Source organism: Paenibacillus sp. 2KB_20 (genome assembly GCF_052115765.1).
Classification (GTDB): domain Bacteria; phylum Bacillota; class Bacilli; order Paenibacillales; family Paenibacillaceae; genus Paenibacillus_AQ.
In genome coordinates this window covers 74,407-89,586 of record NZ_JBFRHH010000020.1, presented here as the reverse complement: position 1 = coordinate 89,586, position 15,180 = coordinate 74,407, and the positions used below count along the sequence as shown (strand labels likewise).

Annotated in this window: 14 protein-coding genes and 10 tRNA genes; 22 read left to right on the top strand and 2 right to left on the bottom strand. The window is 48.7% G+C overall.

Annotation, left to right across the window (positions count from 1 at the left end; all coding sequences use genetic code 11):
* Positions 1-57 precede the first annotated feature (57 nt).
* The 18 genes from AB4124_RS31570 (at position 58) to yajC (ending at position 9,262) form a co-directional block, all read left to right on the top strand.
* Positions 58-149 (top strand) — tRNA-Ser (locus AB4124_RS31570).
* A 17-nt stretch (positions 150-166) separates the two neighbouring features.
* A tRNA-Glu gene (locus AB4124_RS31565) sits at positions 167-241 on the top strand.
* A gap of 135 nt (positions 242-376) precedes the next feature.
* Positions 377-452: transfer RNA gene (locus AB4124_RS31560), tRNA-Val, on the top strand.
* Positions 453-539: 87 nt separating this feature from the next.
* Positions 540-616 (top strand) — tRNA-Met (locus tag AB4124_RS31555).
* A 31-nt stretch (positions 617-647) separates the two neighbouring features.
* Positions 648-724 (top strand) — tRNA-Asp (locus AB4124_RS31550).
* Between the two features lie 132 nt (positions 725-856).
* Positions 857-932: transfer RNA gene (locus AB4124_RS31545), tRNA-Lys, on the top strand.
* A gap of 41 nt (positions 933-973) precedes the next feature.
* Positions 974-1,048: transfer RNA gene (locus tag AB4124_RS31540), tRNA-Gly, on the top strand.
* Positions 1,049-1,052: 4 nt separating this feature from the next.
* Positions 1,053-1,129 (top strand) — tRNA-Arg (locus AB4124_RS31535).
* 42 nt (positions 1,130-1,171) lie between these two features.
* A tRNA-Leu gene (locus AB4124_RS31530) sits at positions 1,172-1,251 on the top strand.
* Positions 1,252-1,259: 8 nt separating this feature from the next.
* A tRNA-Pro gene (locus AB4124_RS31525) sits at positions 1,260-1,333 on the top strand.
* Between the two features lie 147 nt (positions 1,334-1,480).
* The gene (locus tag AB4124_RS31520) at positions 1,481-2,194 is read left to right on the top strand and encodes a BofC C-terminal domain-containing protein (protein WP_441975264.1); all 714 of its coding nucleotides are present in this window, start codon (positions 1,481-1,483) and stop codon (positions 2,192-2,194) included.
* A 213-nt stretch (positions 2,195-2,407) separates the two neighbouring features.
* Positions 2,408-2,911: a crossover junction endodeoxyribonuclease RuvC gene (gene ruvC / locus AB4124_RS31515; protein WP_076320426.1), complete on the top strand. Its 504-nt coding sequence runs from the start codon at positions 2,408-2,410 to the stop codon at positions 2,909-2,911.
* Complete coding sequence (ruvA, locus tag AB4124_RS31510) at positions 2,908-3,525, top strand: Holliday junction branch migration protein RuvA (RefSeq protein WP_441975263.1); 618 nt, start codon at positions 2,908-2,910, stop codon at positions 3,523-3,525. Before ruvC ends, ruvA begins: the two co-directional genes overlap by 4 nt.
* Before the next feature lie 34 nt (positions 3,526-3,559).
* The gene (gene ruvB / locus AB4124_RS31505) at positions 3,560-4,567 is read left to right on the top strand and encodes a Holliday junction branch migration DNA helicase RuvB (RefSeq protein ID WP_076320428.1); all 1,008 of its coding nucleotides are present in this window, start codon (positions 3,560-3,562) and stop codon (positions 4,565-4,567) included.
* A 57-nt stretch (positions 4,568-4,624) separates the two neighbouring features.
* Positions 4,625-6,715 (top strand): SpoIID/LytB domain-containing protein, encoded by a 2,091-nt coding sequence (locus AB4124_RS31500; protein WP_441975262.1) that lies wholly within the window; start codon positions 4,625-4,627, stop codon positions 6,713-6,715.
* Positions 6,716-6,720: 5 nt separating this feature from the next.
* On the top strand, positions 6,721-7,752 hold the full coding sequence (queA, locus tag AB4124_RS31495; protein WP_441975261.1) for a tRNA preQ1(34) S-adenosylmethionine ribosyltransferase-isomerase QueA: 1,032 nt from the start codon (positions 6,721-6,723) through the stop codon (positions 7,750-7,752).
* A 20-nt stretch (positions 7,753-7,772) separates the two neighbouring features.
* Complete coding sequence (gene tgt, locus AB4124_RS31490) at positions 7,773-8,912, top strand: tRNA guanosine(34) transglycosylase Tgt (RefSeq protein ID WP_098742576.1); 1,140 nt, start codon at positions 7,773-7,775, stop codon at positions 8,910-8,912.
* Between the two features lie 47 nt (positions 8,913-8,959).
* Complete coding sequence (gene yajC, locus AB4124_RS31485) at positions 8,960-9,262, top strand: preprotein translocase subunit YajC (RefSeq protein WP_076320432.1); 303 nt, start codon at positions 8,960-8,962, stop codon at positions 9,260-9,262.
* A gap of 119 nt (positions 9,263-9,381) precedes the next feature.
* On the opposite strand, the gene AB4124_RS31480 is transcribed toward yajC, so the two are convergent.
* Positions 9,382-9,771: a TIGR04086 family membrane protein gene (locus tag AB4124_RS31480; protein WP_076320433.1), complete on the bottom strand. Its 390-nt coding sequence runs from the start codon at positions 9,769-9,771 to the stop codon at positions 9,382-9,384.
* A gap of 192 nt (positions 9,772-9,963) precedes the next feature.
* Here AB4124_RS31480 and AB4124_RS31475 point away from each other — a divergent pair, with 192 nt between their 5' ends.
* Positions 9,964-10,746, top strand: a complete 783-nt coding sequence (locus tag AB4124_RS31475; protein ID WP_441975260.1) for a YetF domain-containing protein — start codon at positions 9,964-9,966, stop codon at positions 10,744-10,746.
* On the opposite strand, the gene spoVB is transcribed toward AB4124_RS31475, so the two are convergent.
* Positions 10,743-12,344, bottom strand: a complete 1,602-nt coding sequence (gene spoVB, locus AB4124_RS31470) for a stage V sporulation protein B (protein ID WP_441975259.1) — start codon at positions 12,342-12,344, stop codon at positions 10,743-10,745. The two genes, AB4124_RS31475 and spoVB, sit on opposite strands and share 4 nt — an antisense overlap.
* A gap of 188 nt (positions 12,345-12,532) precedes the next feature.
* On the opposite strand from spoVB, the gene AB4124_RS31465 reads away from it, so the two are divergent.
* The 3 genes from AB4124_RS31465 (at position 12,533) to secF (ending at position 15,079) form a co-directional block, all read left to right on the top strand.
* The gene (locus tag AB4124_RS31465) at positions 12,533-12,790 is read left to right on the top strand and encodes a post-transcriptional regulator (protein ID WP_076320436.1); all 258 of its coding nucleotides are present in this window, start codon (positions 12,533-12,535) and stop codon (positions 12,788-12,790) included.
* A gap of 131 nt (positions 12,791-12,921) precedes the next feature.
* The gene (secD, locus tag AB4124_RS31460; protein WP_076320437.1) at positions 12,922-14,172 is read left to right on the top strand and encodes a protein translocase subunit SecD; all 1,251 of its coding nucleotides are present in this window, start codon (positions 12,922-12,924) and stop codon (positions 14,170-14,172) included.
* Complete coding sequence (secF, locus tag AB4124_RS31455; RefSeq protein WP_441975258.1) at positions 14,162-15,079, top strand: protein translocase subunit SecF; 918 nt, start codon at positions 14,162-14,164, stop codon at positions 15,077-15,079. The genes secD and secF overlap by 11 nt, the downstream gene beginning before the upstream one ends.
* Positions 15,080-15,180 lie beyond the last annotated feature (101 nt).

The following is a 15,180-nucleotide window of genomic DNA, read 5'->3' as shown; positions in this document are numbered from 1 at the left end:
CACTCGACTGTTAATCGAGTTGTCACAGGTTCGAGTCCTGTTCGGGGAGCCACTTATGGAGAGGTGTCCGAGTTGGCCGAAGGAGCACGATTGGAAATCGTGTAGGCGCCAAAAGCGTCTCGAGGGTTCGAATCCCTCTCTCTCCGCCAGCAAGGACTGCATATATGGCCCGTTGGTCAAGGGGTTAAGACACCTCCCTTTCACGGAGGTAACAGGGGTTCGAATCCCCTACGGGTCACCACTATCTTTATTGCATCAGGGGATGAGAATCCCGTCGGTTCGTCGGAGGGTAACTTCGTAAGCATAGACTTCGCAGTCTCGAACGAAGTGAGAGTATCCCCTACGGGTCACCATTATCTTTAACAACATTCCAGACGGAGGCTTAGCTCAGCTGGGAGAGCATCTGCCTTACAAGCAGAGGGTCGGGGGTTCGATCCCCTCAGCCTCCACCATGATTTATCCCCAAAACGTGAAGCACATGCTTCGCAAGTAATTCCGATTACTTTTCGGGGACCCCATTTAAGCAACCCTTTTAATGACGCGGGGTGGAGCAGTTCGGTAGCTCGTCGGGCTCATAACCCGAAGGTCGTAGGTTCAAATCCTGCCCCCGCAACCAATTTTATATCGCAATAGCGATAATGCCTCATGGAACTGTGGTGTAGAGGCCTAACATGCCTGCCTGTCACGCAGGAGATCGCGGGTTCGAATCCCGTCAGTTCCGCCATTCTTATAAGCTTCAGGGATGAGAATCCATCATGGGTTCGTCGAAGCATCATCTTCGTAAGCATTGACTTCGTAGTCTCGAACGAAGAGAGAGTATCCCGTCAGTTCCGCCATTCTTTACTCTTAGTAATAAGAGCCATTAGCTCAGTTGGTAGAGCACCTGACTTTTAATCAGGGTGTCGAAGGTTCGAGTCCTTCATGGCTCACCATCTTTACCAAGAGTGCTTGAGACGGAATACATATTTACATTGCGGACGTGGCTCAGCGGTAGAGCATCGCCTTGCCAAGGCGAGGGTCGCGGGTTCGATTCCCGTCGTCCGCTCCATTTTGCGCCCTTAGCTCAGCTGGATAGAGCGTTTGACTACGAATCAAAAGGCCGGGAGTTCGAATCTCTCAGGGCGTGCCATTTTTCAAACTAAATTACTTACTCTATATGAAATTTCATTGTGCCGGTGTGGCGGAATTGGCAGACGCGCGCGACTCAAAATCGTGAGGGAAACCGTGGGGGTTCGAGTCCCTTCACCGGCATTAATTAACGGGATGTAGCTCAGCTTGGTAGAGCACCTGGTTTGGGACCAGGGGGTCGCATGTTCAAATCGTGTCATCCCGATTCGAATCGAAAGACTGCTTTCAGTTACACTGAAAGCAGTCTTTCTTTGTTATGGATTGAAAATGATGCTAATGGCAAAAGCGGAACTGAATAATTCGGCAGCTTCCCGGTCACAATATGAAAAACATTGAATAGAAGGGGATAACCTTGAGTGTTTTTCATTTCTTTAAGAAGCTGTTCAGAAAACGGTGGAGACGCTGGAGACGCGCGATTTGGCCCTGTGCAATCCTATTGATCGCAGGTATCATGATATGGACCGGCCAGAATATAAAGGATCAGATGCACAAGCTGCTCACTGCTGCATCCGACGAAACGCCACTGGCCGTAGAAACGATGCATTACTTGCAGATCGCGGATGATAAGTTGGAAGAACGCTGGCAGGATCAGAGGGAATTTATGCAGAAGCTGAATACCTCGAAGGGAAAGAAGCATGTTCATGTTCGCATCACTTATGTATGTGGCATCGAAGAGCAGGATATGGGTAAGCTTACGGCGGACGGTATTTATGAACTGATGAATAAAAATCCTTTATGGCAGGGACGCTTGGATAACAAAGGAGTAGTTTGGCTGGAGCACACCGTATCCGACCTCTCCCCCACCTGTAAGAGGCAAGCTTATATGAGTATCGATTCCCAAGGAAACTTAACGTTGTTTGATGGCCCACCGGAAGAAGAGAAAGTGATGCGGACCTTCTTTCAGCTGGATGTCGGTTCGATGGAGTCTTCTTTGCCCAAAGATGTGATCAAGCAGCTTGAAGAAGGTATTCGAATCCAAGATATGGAAGAGTATAACAGTGTTCTGTCAACCTTTAGCGATTATGCACGGGATATGGCTGAGAATGTCATGAACCCGACCCCTTAAAATTGTCCCTGCTTTGTCGCTTGGTGACTGAAAATGCTGCTGCCCGGAAATTTTCCGGGCAGTTTTTTGCGTTGGAGGGGGATGTCAGCGGTCTCAAAATAGTGGATACGTAACGGTTGCTTAAAGGATCAAAGTTTTTCCTCAACAGAGGTCGATCTTTTGTTATAATGAGAGAACGATACATATGTTCGCTTCATCAGAGGAGAGATTGGTTTGCGCATTTTAGGGATCGACCCCGGGATTGCGATTGTAGGTTTCGGGTTTGTAGATAAGGTTGGAAGTAAAGTTACACCGGTACAGTATGGCTGTATCCAGACGGAAGCCCATACACCGGATGAAGAGAGGCTGCAACACGTGTACGAAGGCATGCAGCAGCTTATTGATAAATATGAGCCTGAGGCCGTTGCTTTCGAGAAATTGTTTTTTAACCGCAATGTAACCACGGCGATGTCCGTATCCCAGGCCAGAGGAGTTCTTATCCTGGCTGCGGTCCAACGCGGGCTCCCGATTGCAGAATATACGCCGATGCAGGTGAAGCAGGCGATTGTCGGCTATGGCAAGGCCGAGAAGAAACAGGTACAGGAGATGGTCAGGATGTTCCTGAAGTTGCAGAGCATTCCCAAACCTGACGATGTGGCGGATGCATTGGCTGTAGCGATCTGTCACGCGCATTCCTATACACTGAATTCCAAGTTAAATGAGGTATTGCGAAAATGATCGATTTTTTACGGGGACAGGTAGTCCACTTAGAGAGTGAATATATTGTACTGGATGTTCATGGGGTAGGATACCGGGTGTTCTGTCCGAATCCGTATGCCTTTGCCAAAACCGAAGGAACCATCACGGTGTTTACCCATCATCATGTCCGTGAAGATGCCATCCTGCTGTTTGGATTTCCGACACGGGAGGAACAGAAGCTGTTCCGTAAACTGATCGAAGTCTCGGGTATCGGTCCGCGTGTGGCGCTCGGCATATTGGGCGGGGGATCACCGGATCATGTGGTTTCCGCCATCTACCAGGAGAATGTATCCTTCTTAATCAAGCTTCCGGGAATCGGTAAGAAAACAGCGCAGCGCATGATTCTGGACCTGAAGGACAAGCTTGAGGGATTCGGAAATGCGAGCATGATGACAGGTCTTTTTGCCATTCAGGAGCCTGAGCCGGAAGCTGACGGCTCGGCGTGGTCTGAGGCTCGTGAAGGATTGAAGGCTCTTGGTTATACGGATAGCGAGCTGGATAAAGTCTGGCTGAAGATCAAGGATTCCGGCGCAAGCGGCGAATCCGTCGATGTGCTCATGAAGCGGGCACTGCAGCAGCTATTCGCTGGTTAGATAGAGAATCGCTGCAGGAGAGGAGTTTATATAGATGGACGATCGAATTATTTCCGCCAATCTAATGATGGACGAACAGGCTGTCGAGCTTAGTCTGCGTCCACGCTATTTAGCTGAATATATAGGACAGAATCAAGTTAAGGAAAATCTCAAGGTATATATCGAAGCGGCAAAAATGCGTAACGAAGCGCTTGACCACGTGTTGTTGTACGGTCCTCCGGGTCTCGGCAAAACGACACTGGCGAATATTATCGCCAATGAGCTTGGCGTTAATCTCCGTACGACTTCCGGTCCGGCAATCGAGCGACCGGGGGATCTGGCTGCACTTCTCACTAATCTGCAGGAAGGAGATGTCCTGTTTATTGATGAGATCCATCGGCTGCACCGGACGGTAGAGGAAGTGATGTATCCGGCGATGGAGGATTTTGCGCTGGATATTATGATCGGGAAAGGGCCAAGCGCACGCTCGGTACGTCTGGACCTGCCGCCGTTTACCTTAATTGGCGCCACTACCCGGGCTGGATTGCTCTCTGCGCCGCTTAGGGACCGTTTTGGCGTGGTAAGCCGTTTGGAATTCTATACGGTGGACGAGCTGAGTTATATTGTGTCACGCAATGCGGATCTTTTAGAGATCGAGATATTAGGAGAGGCAGCAGAAGAGATTGCCCTGAGGTCGCGCGGGACGCCCCGCATTGCCAACCGTCTCTTGAAACGGGTCCGTGATTATGCTCAGGTTCGAGGAGATGGCATGATAACGCCAAGCATCGCTCAGGAAGCGCTGAAAATGCTGCAGATCGATCCGATGGGACTGGACTTTATTGATCATAAAATGTTGAACGCCATGATCAAAAGCTTCCGTGGGGGACCTGTAGGTCTGGATACCATCGCGGCAACCATTGGAGAAGAAAGCCAAACCATTGAAGATGTTTATGAACCGTATCTCCTGCAGATCGGTTTCTTGCAGCGTACACCCCGGGGACGGGTTGTAACGCCCACAGCTTATCAACATTTAGGTATTCCCTTCCCTGAAGATCGTCGTTAGATTATAGAATCATTACACTCATACCAAATCCTAATAGCTACAGGAGGAAAGACTTAAATGGATAGGAACTGGACGAAATCATTATTCGGTTGGACCACCAAGGGACTCTTGTCACTGGCTGTTGCCGGAACCCTATGGAGCGCGCCTGCAGTACATGCGGCCGCTCCTTCAATAGATACGATTCGAGTTGCGATGTTTTTGGATCTGGGAAGTCAGTATAAATCAACAACCAATGCCGTTACGCTGAAATCCGCTGAGGCTCTGACGGCATCGCTGCTTGTATCCGGTGCTCAGCAGACTTTGATGAGCATTCCAGCAAACCAGCAGGTCCGAATGAGTGTGGATACATACCGCGTCAAGGTGCTCGAGACCACGGATTGGAAAACGGCTTCGGAAGCGGCGAAAAAACTGGAGGCGACGAATGACAAACCGACGCTGTTTGCAGACGGCAATGTATACAAACTATATGCCGGTATGTATGGGACAGAGAAAGCGGCCGTGGACGCGGCAACGCGAACTGCGAAGACGGTAGCTGCATATCTGAATGGTCAAACGCCTTCTGTTAAAGGCGGACTGCATTTGTCTGCGGGATCGTACGGATCGGAGGCTGAGGCGGAGTCTGTACGTAAGACGTATGCAAATGCCGGCATGGATGCCTTCAATGTTGTGGTACCTAACGGAGGTGCATCCGCTTATGAGGTTTGGGTAGGCGAGGCAGCCAACACAGCCGATCTGGCTGCAGTCAGACAGGAAGCTACTCCAATATCCGGCGCCCTCGTTGAAATGAATGCCGCAACCACGGGTCTGATGATGAGACGAGATGTAAGCCTGAACCTGGCGACTCCTCAAGAGACACAGCATTATATGTTGTCAGGTGGTCAGTCGGTTCTGCGGGTAGAAGGAAGCTCAGGTGCCGGAACGAATGTGAAGGAGCGATCGGATCGCTCCTATCGAGGCGCTTTGGAGATCGGACAAAAGAACGGTCAATTGTATCTCGTCAATGAACTGCCGTTCCAGCAGTACCTGTATTCCGTCGTTGGAGCCGAGGTGCCATCTACTTGGGGTGTTGAAGCGCTGAAAGCACAGGCTGTAGCGGCACGCAGTTATGCGCTCTTCCAAGGAAATAAGTTCGAAGTAGCCCATGTCGTGGACACAACGCTAAGCCAGGCCTATTATGGGACCGCCTATGAGTATCCAAGCATTATTCAGGCAGTGGATGCAACTGACGGCGAAGTGGTCATGAAAGACGGCAAAATAGTGGAAACCGTGTTCTCCTCCAATAGCGGAGGAATGACGGCGGACTCCACCGAGGTGTGGGGTAACCGTAACGATCTGTTTGCCGCGGTGGAAAGCACTGGAGATTCCTCATCCCAGGCAGCGCTTAAATCTTGGTATCATGTACTTCTTCCGAGTGGCGCTACAGGCTATGTACGTGAGGACAATGTGAAGGAAACCGGCAACAAAACATCGGCAGGGCTCCTCTATATGACCGTTACCGCCAAGGATACGAATGTACGCCCATTGCCATTGATCCAATCGAACGTTGAGCCTGTAGGCAAGATGAATCCAGGAGAAACGGCTGTCGTCCTTGAGAAAGTGGCGGAATCCAACAGCTATGACTGGGTTCGTGGTCCGTATACTTCGGATCAACTACTGTCCTCTCTAAAAGGAAAAACCACTAACAGCCTGCCTGCTTCTATTACTTCGCTGGATGTAACGGAGCGAGGCCCTTCTGGACGTGCCCTTACGGTGAAAGCCAACGGTCAAGTGCTGGACGTAAAATATCCGGATATGTTCCGCTCGGCTTTTAACGGACTGCCAAGCACATTGTTTGATATTGAATCGACCGGAAGTTATACTGTATTGAGCGCGAATGGTGCGGTATCAACGGTTTCAAGCGGCCAAACGATATCCGTTATCTCAGGGAGCGGTAACGGAAATGTCAAAGGTTCCGGTACCGTTGTGATGAATGGATCGGGGAAAGCACGTGTGATTGAAAGCTCTTCCGGCTTTAAATTTACCGGTAAAGGCTTAGGCCACGGACTGGGCATGTCCCAATGGGGTGCCAAAGGAATGGCAGATGAAGGGTATGATTACAAGCAGATACTCCAACACTATTACCGCAACACGACTATTACGAAGGACTGAACGACATGAATGTGAATTTGTATGATTTTGAATTACCCGAACACTTAATTGCGCAGACGCCACTGCTTGATCGAAGCTCTTCCAGGCTTCTCACGCTGGACAAAGAGAACGGACATATAAGCCATCAAACGTTTGCGGACATTATAGACAGTCTGAATCCGGGGGATACACTCGTATTAAACGATACCAAGGTCATACCGGCCCGATTGTTTGGTGCAAAGGAAGACACCGGTGCGAAAGCAGAGGTCCTTCTGCTGAAGAATATGGGGCAAGACCGGTGGGAAGCACTTGTAAAACCGGGCAAGAAGCTGAAAAAAGGGAACGTAATTTCCTTTGGGGACGGTAAATTAAAAGCGATCATTGAGGAAGAAGGCGAGATGGGTGCTCGCATTCTATCCTTTTCGTATAAAGGGATTTTCCAAGAAATCCTGGATGAACTGGGGCAAATGCCGCTTCCGCCATATATTAAGGAGAAGTTGGATGACCGCGATCGGTATCAGACCGTATATGCGAAGCATGAAGGATCTGCAGCCGCTCCCACGGCGGGCCTGCACTTCACGGAAGCTCTCCTGGAACAGATTCAGGCCAAGGGAGTAGACATCGCCTTCATTACCCTTCACGTGGGATTGGGGACATTTCGTCCGATGTCCGTGGAACAGGTTGAGGATCATGTCATGCATGAAGAGTACTATTCCCTTTCCCAGGAAACCGCTGAGCTGCTGAATGAAACGAAGCGGCGCGGCGGTAGGGTTATCGCTGTAGGGACTACCTCTTGCAGAACGCTGGAGACGGTTGGATCGGCGCTGGAAGGCGAGCCGCTGCGTGAGAGCAGCGGCTGGACAAGCATTTTCATATATCCCGGATATGCTTTTACCGTTGTGGACGCGCTGATTACGAATTTCCATCTGCCGAAATCCACGCTGGTGATGTTGGTCAGTGCGCTGGCCGGACGCGAACACATTATGAAGGCGTACAAGGAAGCTGTTGAGAAGGAATATCGATTCTTCAGCTTTGGAGACGCGATGTTTATCTATTAATTCGGAGGTTGGTTAATACAATGGTAGCAGCTGTTACTTATGAACATATTAAAACGTGTAAACAATCGGGCGCGAGGCTCGGCAGAGTGCACACCCCGCACGGCGTGATCGATACGCCGACATTCATGCCTGTGGGAACATTGGCAACGGTAAAAACCATGAGTCCGGAAGAACTAAAGGCTATGGATGCCCACATTATATTGAGCAACACCTATCATCTCTTTTTGCGTCCTGGACACGATATTGTGAAGGAAGCGGGCGGACTGCACAAATTCATGAACTGGGACCGTCCGATCCTGACCGATAGCGGAGGCTTCCAGGTATTCAGCTTAGCAGAAATGAGAAAAATATCGGAAGAAGGCGTACATTTCCGTTCCCACTTGAACGGAGATAAACTGTTTATCTCCCCGGAAGTCGCGATGGAGATTCAGAACGCGCTTGGATCTGATATTATGATGGCTTTTGATGAATGCCCGCCTTATCCTGCGGAGTATGAATACGTTAAACAATCCACCGAGCGGACCTCTCGCTGGGCTGAACGCTGCTTAAAGAGCCATGCCAGACCGGAAGACCAAGCCCTATTCGGCATCGTTCAGGGAGGCATGCATGAGGATCTGCGCCGTCAGAGCGCCCGTGATTTGACTTCCATGGATTTCCCGGGTTATGCTATTGGTGGACTTAGTGTGGGAGAATCGAAGCAGCTTATGTATGAAGTGCTGGATTACACGGTGCCCTTGCTGCCGAACAATAAGCCTCGCTATTTGATGGGAGTCGGATCACCCGATGCGTTGATTGAGGGCTCGATTCGTGGTGTGGATATGTTCGATTGCGTGCTTCCGACGCGGATCGCTCGCAACGGGACAACGATGACAAGTCAAGGCCGTCTTGTCGTTCGAAATGCTCAATATGCCAGGGATTACGGACCGCTGGATCCGGAATGTGACTGCTACACTTGCCGTAACTACTCGCGTGCTTATTTGCGTCATCTGATCAAGAGTGATGAAACGTTTGGATTAAGATTGACGACGTATCATAACCTGCATTTCCTGCTCAATTTGATGCGTAACGTGCGTCAGAGTATTATGGAAGACCGTCTGCTTGATTTCCGCGATGAGTTTTTTGATAAGTACGGCCTACATGATAATGAAAAAGGGTTCTAAAGCAAGTTCATGGCCATCATGATAAGTTTGTGAAAGGGGGGAAAGATATGTTTGATTTAGCAGCTGGTGCAGGTCAAGGCGGAGGCGGTATTTTAGGGTTGATTCTGCCTTTCGTTTTGATGTTTGTCATCTTTTATTTTCTGCTTATTCGTCCACAGCAGAAAAAACAGAAGACCAGAAACGCAATGCTTAGCGCCTTGTCAAAAGGCGATAAAGTGGTAACCATTGGAGGCCTTCACGGTACAATTGTGGAGATTACCGACGATATTGTGGTTTTGAAAGTGAACGATGTAACGAAGTTGACGTTCGATCGTAACTCTATCAGCCATAGTGTGAATGCGGATGCATAATTACGTTTCACCTACATATGGAATGTAATCGTTATAACAAAGGCCGATTCCTTTTAGGAGTCGGCCTTTGTTTTTTAGCATGGTAGTGAGATGCTCGCCAGGAGCGTTAGTTTGAAACTTTATTTTTTTAAGTTGACCCCGAACATTCCCCCGATGGCGCCGGCGGCAAATACCGTGGCAATCAGCGTCAAATCTCCGAGAGATAAAGAACTATCCAAAGCAAGAAAGCCAATGACGAGCAGCGTAATGCCATATATCAGCCCTGTCAGGCAGCCGTAATACCAACCTTTGTTTCCTGCGCGCTTGCCGCTCACACAACCTCCGATAAAGGCTGCGATGGCATGTACGAGAAACGTGTAGAACGATAAATCATCTTCGGCTAGTCCGCTGCCCCATAGAAGCAGGGATAAAGCAAACGCGCCAAGAAACATCCAGAAAAAAGAATACAAAAGTCCTGAAAGAATCGGATTGGAGATCCTGAAAGTGAAAACTCGCCGGATCGGTTCCATGAATCATCCCCCTTAACTAATCTTGATCATTATATTGTATGGCCAAGCCTGTACTTATAGTACAAACCGAGCATTTTGCATCCGGTTTTGCATGATTTCCATTAATTAATCCGTTGTAATCGAATGGGAAAAGCTATAGCAGGCCAGAATAGCTGTACATGAGAATGTTCGACAAGCTAGGAGGGATTGTTTATGTCTCATATGACTATTCTGATTCTGCGGACCATTCTGATGTATGTGGTCATCTTTGTCACCATGAGAATCATGGGCAAACGGGAAATCGGAAAACTGTCTATCTTCGATTTGGTCATATCTGTTATGATTGCAGAGATTGCCGTTTTTGTTCTGGAAGATGTCCAAAAGCCGATTTGGGAGGGACTTGCTCCTATCGCCGTTTTGGTTGCCATTCAGGTAGGTCTTGCTTACATCGGACTGAAAAATCGAAATATACGGCTGTTTGCTGACGGAAAGCCAAGCGTATTGGTGTCCCGGGGCAGGCTGCACCGTAAGGAGATGGCAAAGCTCCGCTATAATCTGGATGATCTGATGCAGCAGCTAAGGGGCAAAGATATTGACAGTCTGGCGGATGTTGAATTTGCGATACTTGAAACTTCCGGTCAGCTCACCGTGATTCCAAAGGATACGGGGGACAGCTCAAACGGCAGTTCGAATAACTCTTCAAGTTCATCCAACACCTCAGGGGCCACCAATTTTTCATCTACTTCATCCCAATCCGGAAAAGAGAACCCTACAGTCGTAGATATTCCTTACGATAAAATTACGTATGAAGGCCTGCCCATCCCGCTTATATTGGATGGAAAGGTGCAGGACGAGAACCTTGAATTAATCGATAAAACGCGGTTCTGGCTTAAGAACGAGATACAGAATTACGGTGCTAAGGATTTTAAGGATATTTTTCTATGCTCTATTGACCATAAAGGCCGGATTTACATTGACCGTAAAGACAGGATCTAACGACGGCTGAATTTGTTGAACCAGGTGCCGACGACAGGCACACGATCCAAATCTCGCGGTGTTACCAGCTTGGTCATAAAAATCATGATGAAATAGACCAGAATACCAATTGCGATGGAAGCCCAGAATTGCAGCCATGGCGCGGTCGAAAACGGAAGATGTTTGTACCCATAGAGGACACAGGCACCCATAATGATCATAACCGCCCCGATTTTGACATAATCCAGCAGACGGAATCGAAAGCCGATCAGTCTCGATAGGCTGAAACCGTGGAGTAATGTAACTGCAATACTGTTTACGATAATGGCAATGACGGCCCCTATTATGCCGAAGGCGGGATTGGATGCCAAAAACACGATGAGGCTCATTTTGATGATCGCCCCGAATAACGTGTTGAGTAATGCCCGGCCCGGACGGTCCAGAGCTTGCAAGGCAGCTTGAAGCGGGGACTGCACATACAGGAACAAGGCAAACGGCGCCATGATTTTGAGCATATCGCTAATCTCCGCGTTGTCGTATAGGAGCAGGCATAATGGCTCAGCCAGGACAAACATAATGATGGCAAACGGAGCTCCGGAGACAAGGGCTAGCCGAAGGGATTGGTTCATTCGTTTGTGGATGGTCGTCCGGTCATTGCGGGCGGCTGCTTCCGAGAGTGAAGGCACCAGAGAGATGGCCAGAGAAACCGTCAGAGCACCGGGCAACAACAGGAGCGGGATGATCATCCCTTGCAGTGCTCCATACTGAGCGGTTGCTACGGATGTCGCTATACCTGCCATGGCCAGGCTGCGATTGGTCAGGATTGTCTCCAGGAGGTAGGAGAATGAACCTACCATCTTGCCCCCCGTCACAGGCAATGCAATACCGAATAAACGTTTCAGAATACCTTTATTCGAGGGAGAGTCTTCTTTTGCAGTTTTTTCGGATATTACTTTTTGCGGTTTAGGTAAAAGTTTATTCCTAGGTCGTCCCTCCCCGGGATATTGCAGCAGCAGGGCTAGCATCCCAATCAGTTCCCCCACGGCTGTTCCGAGCATAGCACCCGCAGCCCCATAAGCGATGCCTTTGGGCATCAAGAGATGCGCAAACCAGAGCATGCAAATAATTCGGACAATTGTCTCGATCACGGAGGAACTTGCGGAGGGAATCATGTTCTGTTTGCCCTGGAAATATCCACGGTAGACCGACGAAACGGCAATGATGATCAACATGGGTGTCATGCTGATAAAGGTTTGGTATACACGCTCGTCCGGCAAAAGCACGCCGGTTACCCAAGGGGCAAGGAGCAGACTAAGTCCCGTAAAGAGGGCGCCTGCTGTAAGCGTCAGCATCAGGCTGACATGCAGGATTTGCTTGGAAGCATCACGCTTTCCGGCACCTTCCGCTTCGGCAACCATTTTGGCAATGGCTAGCGGAATTCCACCGGTAATGATCGTCACGAGCACGATAAAGAAGGGATAACCCAGTTGGTAAATTCCGACACCCTCGGGTCCAATGATCCGGGGGAGGGCGATCCGGGGGATAAAACCGAGTAGGCGGTTTAATATGCCGGCTGCAAGTAAAATCAGCGTTCCTTTAATAAATGATTGCTTGTTCACTGTCCATCCCACTCCCTGGTTAAGACTGAATACGGTGACACGACATGGCTATTCTTATGGATATGCCCTACCTGTCCCATCTGATGACTTTACTTTTTTTTCAGGACATGGTAGGAATAGAAGGAAAGCAATGTATCCTGTCGAATGTAACTTAGGGACAACAGGGAGTCAGTGAGGAGGCCATATGCATGGAACTCGAGCAAATGAGCGAGGAAGAATTGATGAGCACCATTGAGATGGTATGCTTGAGCAAGGTTGAGGAAATGCATTTGATTGGGTACGAATATGTGACTAGCGACGATATTTGGAACTGTGTCAGCAGTAAATATGAAAAGGAAGGCATCCCCTCCCTCCACAAACTGGTCAATGACATTCTGTCCTTGAAGGCGACAGCTTTAATGAACTATATGACAATATCAGCATATAAGGGATCTTCTTTCGATTAATCGAAGAGGTCCTTTTTGCCTTGCGGATATAAGGGTTCATTCATAAACCCGACAAATTTTGATAAATTGACTGGGTTTTATGACATCGCTATAATAGGAATATTGAGTAAAAAGGGGGAACAAAGGACGGCATGAAGAGAATAATCAGTTTCGTCGGAACCGTACTCGTGATCACTGTTTTAATGGCCGTTACAACTCCAGGCTTGCTGAAAGACGTCCGTCTAGGTCTGGATCTTAAGGGTGGATTCGAAATCCTTTATGAAGCAGAGCCTTTGATGGAAGGGCAGCAAGTCACAAAAGAAGCACTGCAGGAAACCGCAAAGAGCTTGCAAAAGCGTGCGGATGCAATGGGAACATCTGAGCCTGAGGTTACGCCGGAAGGGGCGAACCGGATTCGCTTGAAGGTGGCAGGCGTAACGGATGAGGCTGAAGTTCGAAAAACGATGAAAGAACCTGCGAACCTCACATTCCGAAGCAATGACGGCTGTAAAGAAGGCGAGGAGTTCTGTAAGATTGAGCTCCGCGGCGACGATTTCGTCGAGAACGGCGCATCGGTTGCCTATGACCAGCTTAATCAGCCTATGATAGATATTAAAGTGAAGGACAAAGGGAAGTTTGCTGAAATTACAGGACGTCTTCTCGGTCAAGAGCTGGCTATCTTCATGGACGATCAATTGCTATCAGCTCCGACGGTACGTGCCGCATTAACGGATGGTACCGCACAAATTACAGGGAGCTATTCGCTGGATGAAGCGAAGCAGATCCGGGATACGATTAATCTCGGCGCCCTGCCGCTGAAGCTGGTTGAGAAGTACTCTCAGAGCGTAGGAGCTACGCTCGGTATGCAATCTCTTACGAAAACGGTAGAAGCAGGTCTTATCGCGTCCGTTGCGATTCTGCTGTTCATGATAATCAGATATCGCGTACCGGGTTTGCTGGCAAGCTTTGCACTTATTTTGCATACATGGCTTCTGATTCTTATTTTTGTATGGGCTGACTTTACGTTGACGCTTCCAGGTATTGCAGCATTTATATTAGGTATAGGTATGGCGGTTGATGCCAATATCATCACCTATGAACGCATTCGGGAAGAGATCAGAACGGGCAAGAGTGTTCCATCAGCTGTTAAAGCAGGCGGTAAGTCATCCCTGCGAGCCATCATGGACTCCAACTTGACGACGATACTCGTTGCCGCTGTCATGTTCGGATTTGGTACCGGCGCGGTTAAAGGTTTTGCGCTTGTATTGATTCTGGAGATTATCTTGAGTATTGCCACGAACGTTTATTTCTCCCGTTTCTTGCTCAATCTACTTGTGAATATTGGTTGGGCCCGCAAACCGAGCCATTATGGCGTAAAGGAGCGTGACATTCGTGAGCTTTAAGAACTTTGATTTCGTAGGCAAAAGCAGATTTTTCTATATTCTATCCATTGCAATTACGATTCTGGGCTTGGTATTTCTCTTGACTCGTGGTCTTAACTATGGAGTTGATTTCCAATCTGGCTCGAACGTAGATATCTCTCTCTCCAAGCCGCTGACTACGGAGCAGATTAATACCGTATTAAAAGAGGCTGGCATCGGTGAAGATGCGAGCATTACTCCTGGTAATGACCGCGTGAATATTCGATTCAGCGAGGTGCTGACCGAGGACCAGGATCTGAAGATGCGTTCCGGCATTGAGAAGCTGGATAAAACGGCCACCTTCGAGATCAACACGGTTGACCCAGAGATGGCAAAAGAGCTGGGCCGAAACGCAATTTATGCGGTATTGATTTCCTGTATCGGGATTATCATCTATGTCAGCATCCGTTTTGAATGGCGGTTTGCGATTGCAGCGATTATAGCGTTACTTCATGATGCATTTGTTGTTATTAGTATTTTCTCCATCCTCGGTCTCGAGGTGGATCTGACATTCATTATTGCCGTTCTGACGATTATCGGTTATTCGATTAACGATACGATCGTCATCTTCGACCGGATCAGGGAGAACCTGAGGTTTGCCAAGATTAAAAGATTCTCGGATCTTAAAGATCTGGTTAACAAAAGTTTGACCCAGACGATCGGACGTTCGATCTATACAGCATTGTCTGTTTTCATCGCTGCACTCTTCATGCTCCTGCTTGGCGGTGAATCGATTCAGATGTTCTCTCTGGCAATTTGTATCGGTTTGGCATTCGGCGCGTACTCTTCGATCTTTATCGCAAGTCCGTTGTGGCTCGTCCTTAAGGGGCGCAATGTCAACAATAAACCAAATTCGCCTAAGCCAAGCAAGGATAAGATTGAAATCTAATTCAGCCGCTGTTGGCGTAGCAGTCTAGACAGTCTAGATAGCAGAGGGTCCTATACAAGTGGAAAGCCGCGTCGCAGGCGACGCGGCTTTCTAAAGTTAAC

Bases quoted from the DNA above. Each gene is read 5' to 3' on its own strand.
- ruvA (WP_441975263.1), top strand. From the start codon at position 2,908: ATGATCGATTTTTTACGGGGACAGGTAGTCCACTTAGAGAGTGAATAT.
- ruvB (WP_076320428.1), top strand. From the start codon at position 3,560: ATGGACGATCGAATTATTTCCGCCAATCTAATGATGGACGAACAGGCT.
- AB4124_RS31500 (WP_441975262.1), top strand. From the start codon at position 4,625: ATGGATAGGAACTGGACGAAATCATTATTCGGTTGGACCACCAAGGGA.
- queA (WP_441975261.1), top strand. From the start codon at position 6,721: ATGAATGTGAATTTGTATGATTTTGAATTACCCGAACACTTAATTGCG.
- tgt (WP_098742576.1), top strand. From the start codon at position 7,773: ATGGTAGCAGCTGTTACTTATGAACATATTAAAACGTGTAAACAATCG.
- yajC (WP_076320432.1), top strand. From the start codon at position 8,960: ATGTTTGATTTAGCAGCTGGTGCAGGTCAAGGCGGAGGCGGTATTTTA.
- AB4124_RS31480 (WP_076320433.1), bottom strand. From the start codon at position 9,771: ATGGAACCGATCCGGCGAGTTTTCACTTTCAGGATCTCCAATCCGATT.
- AB4124_RS31475 (WP_441975260.1), top strand. From the start codon at position 9,964: ATGTCTCATATGACTATTCTGATTCTGCGGACCATTCTGATGTATGTG.
- AB4124_RS31465 (WP_076320436.1), top strand. From the start codon at position 12,533: ATGGAACTCGAGCAAATGAGCGAGGAAGAATTGATGAGCACCATTGAG.
- secD (WP_076320437.1), top strand. From the start codon at position 12,922: ATGAAGAGAATAATCAGTTTCGTCGGAACCGTACTCGTGATCACTGTT.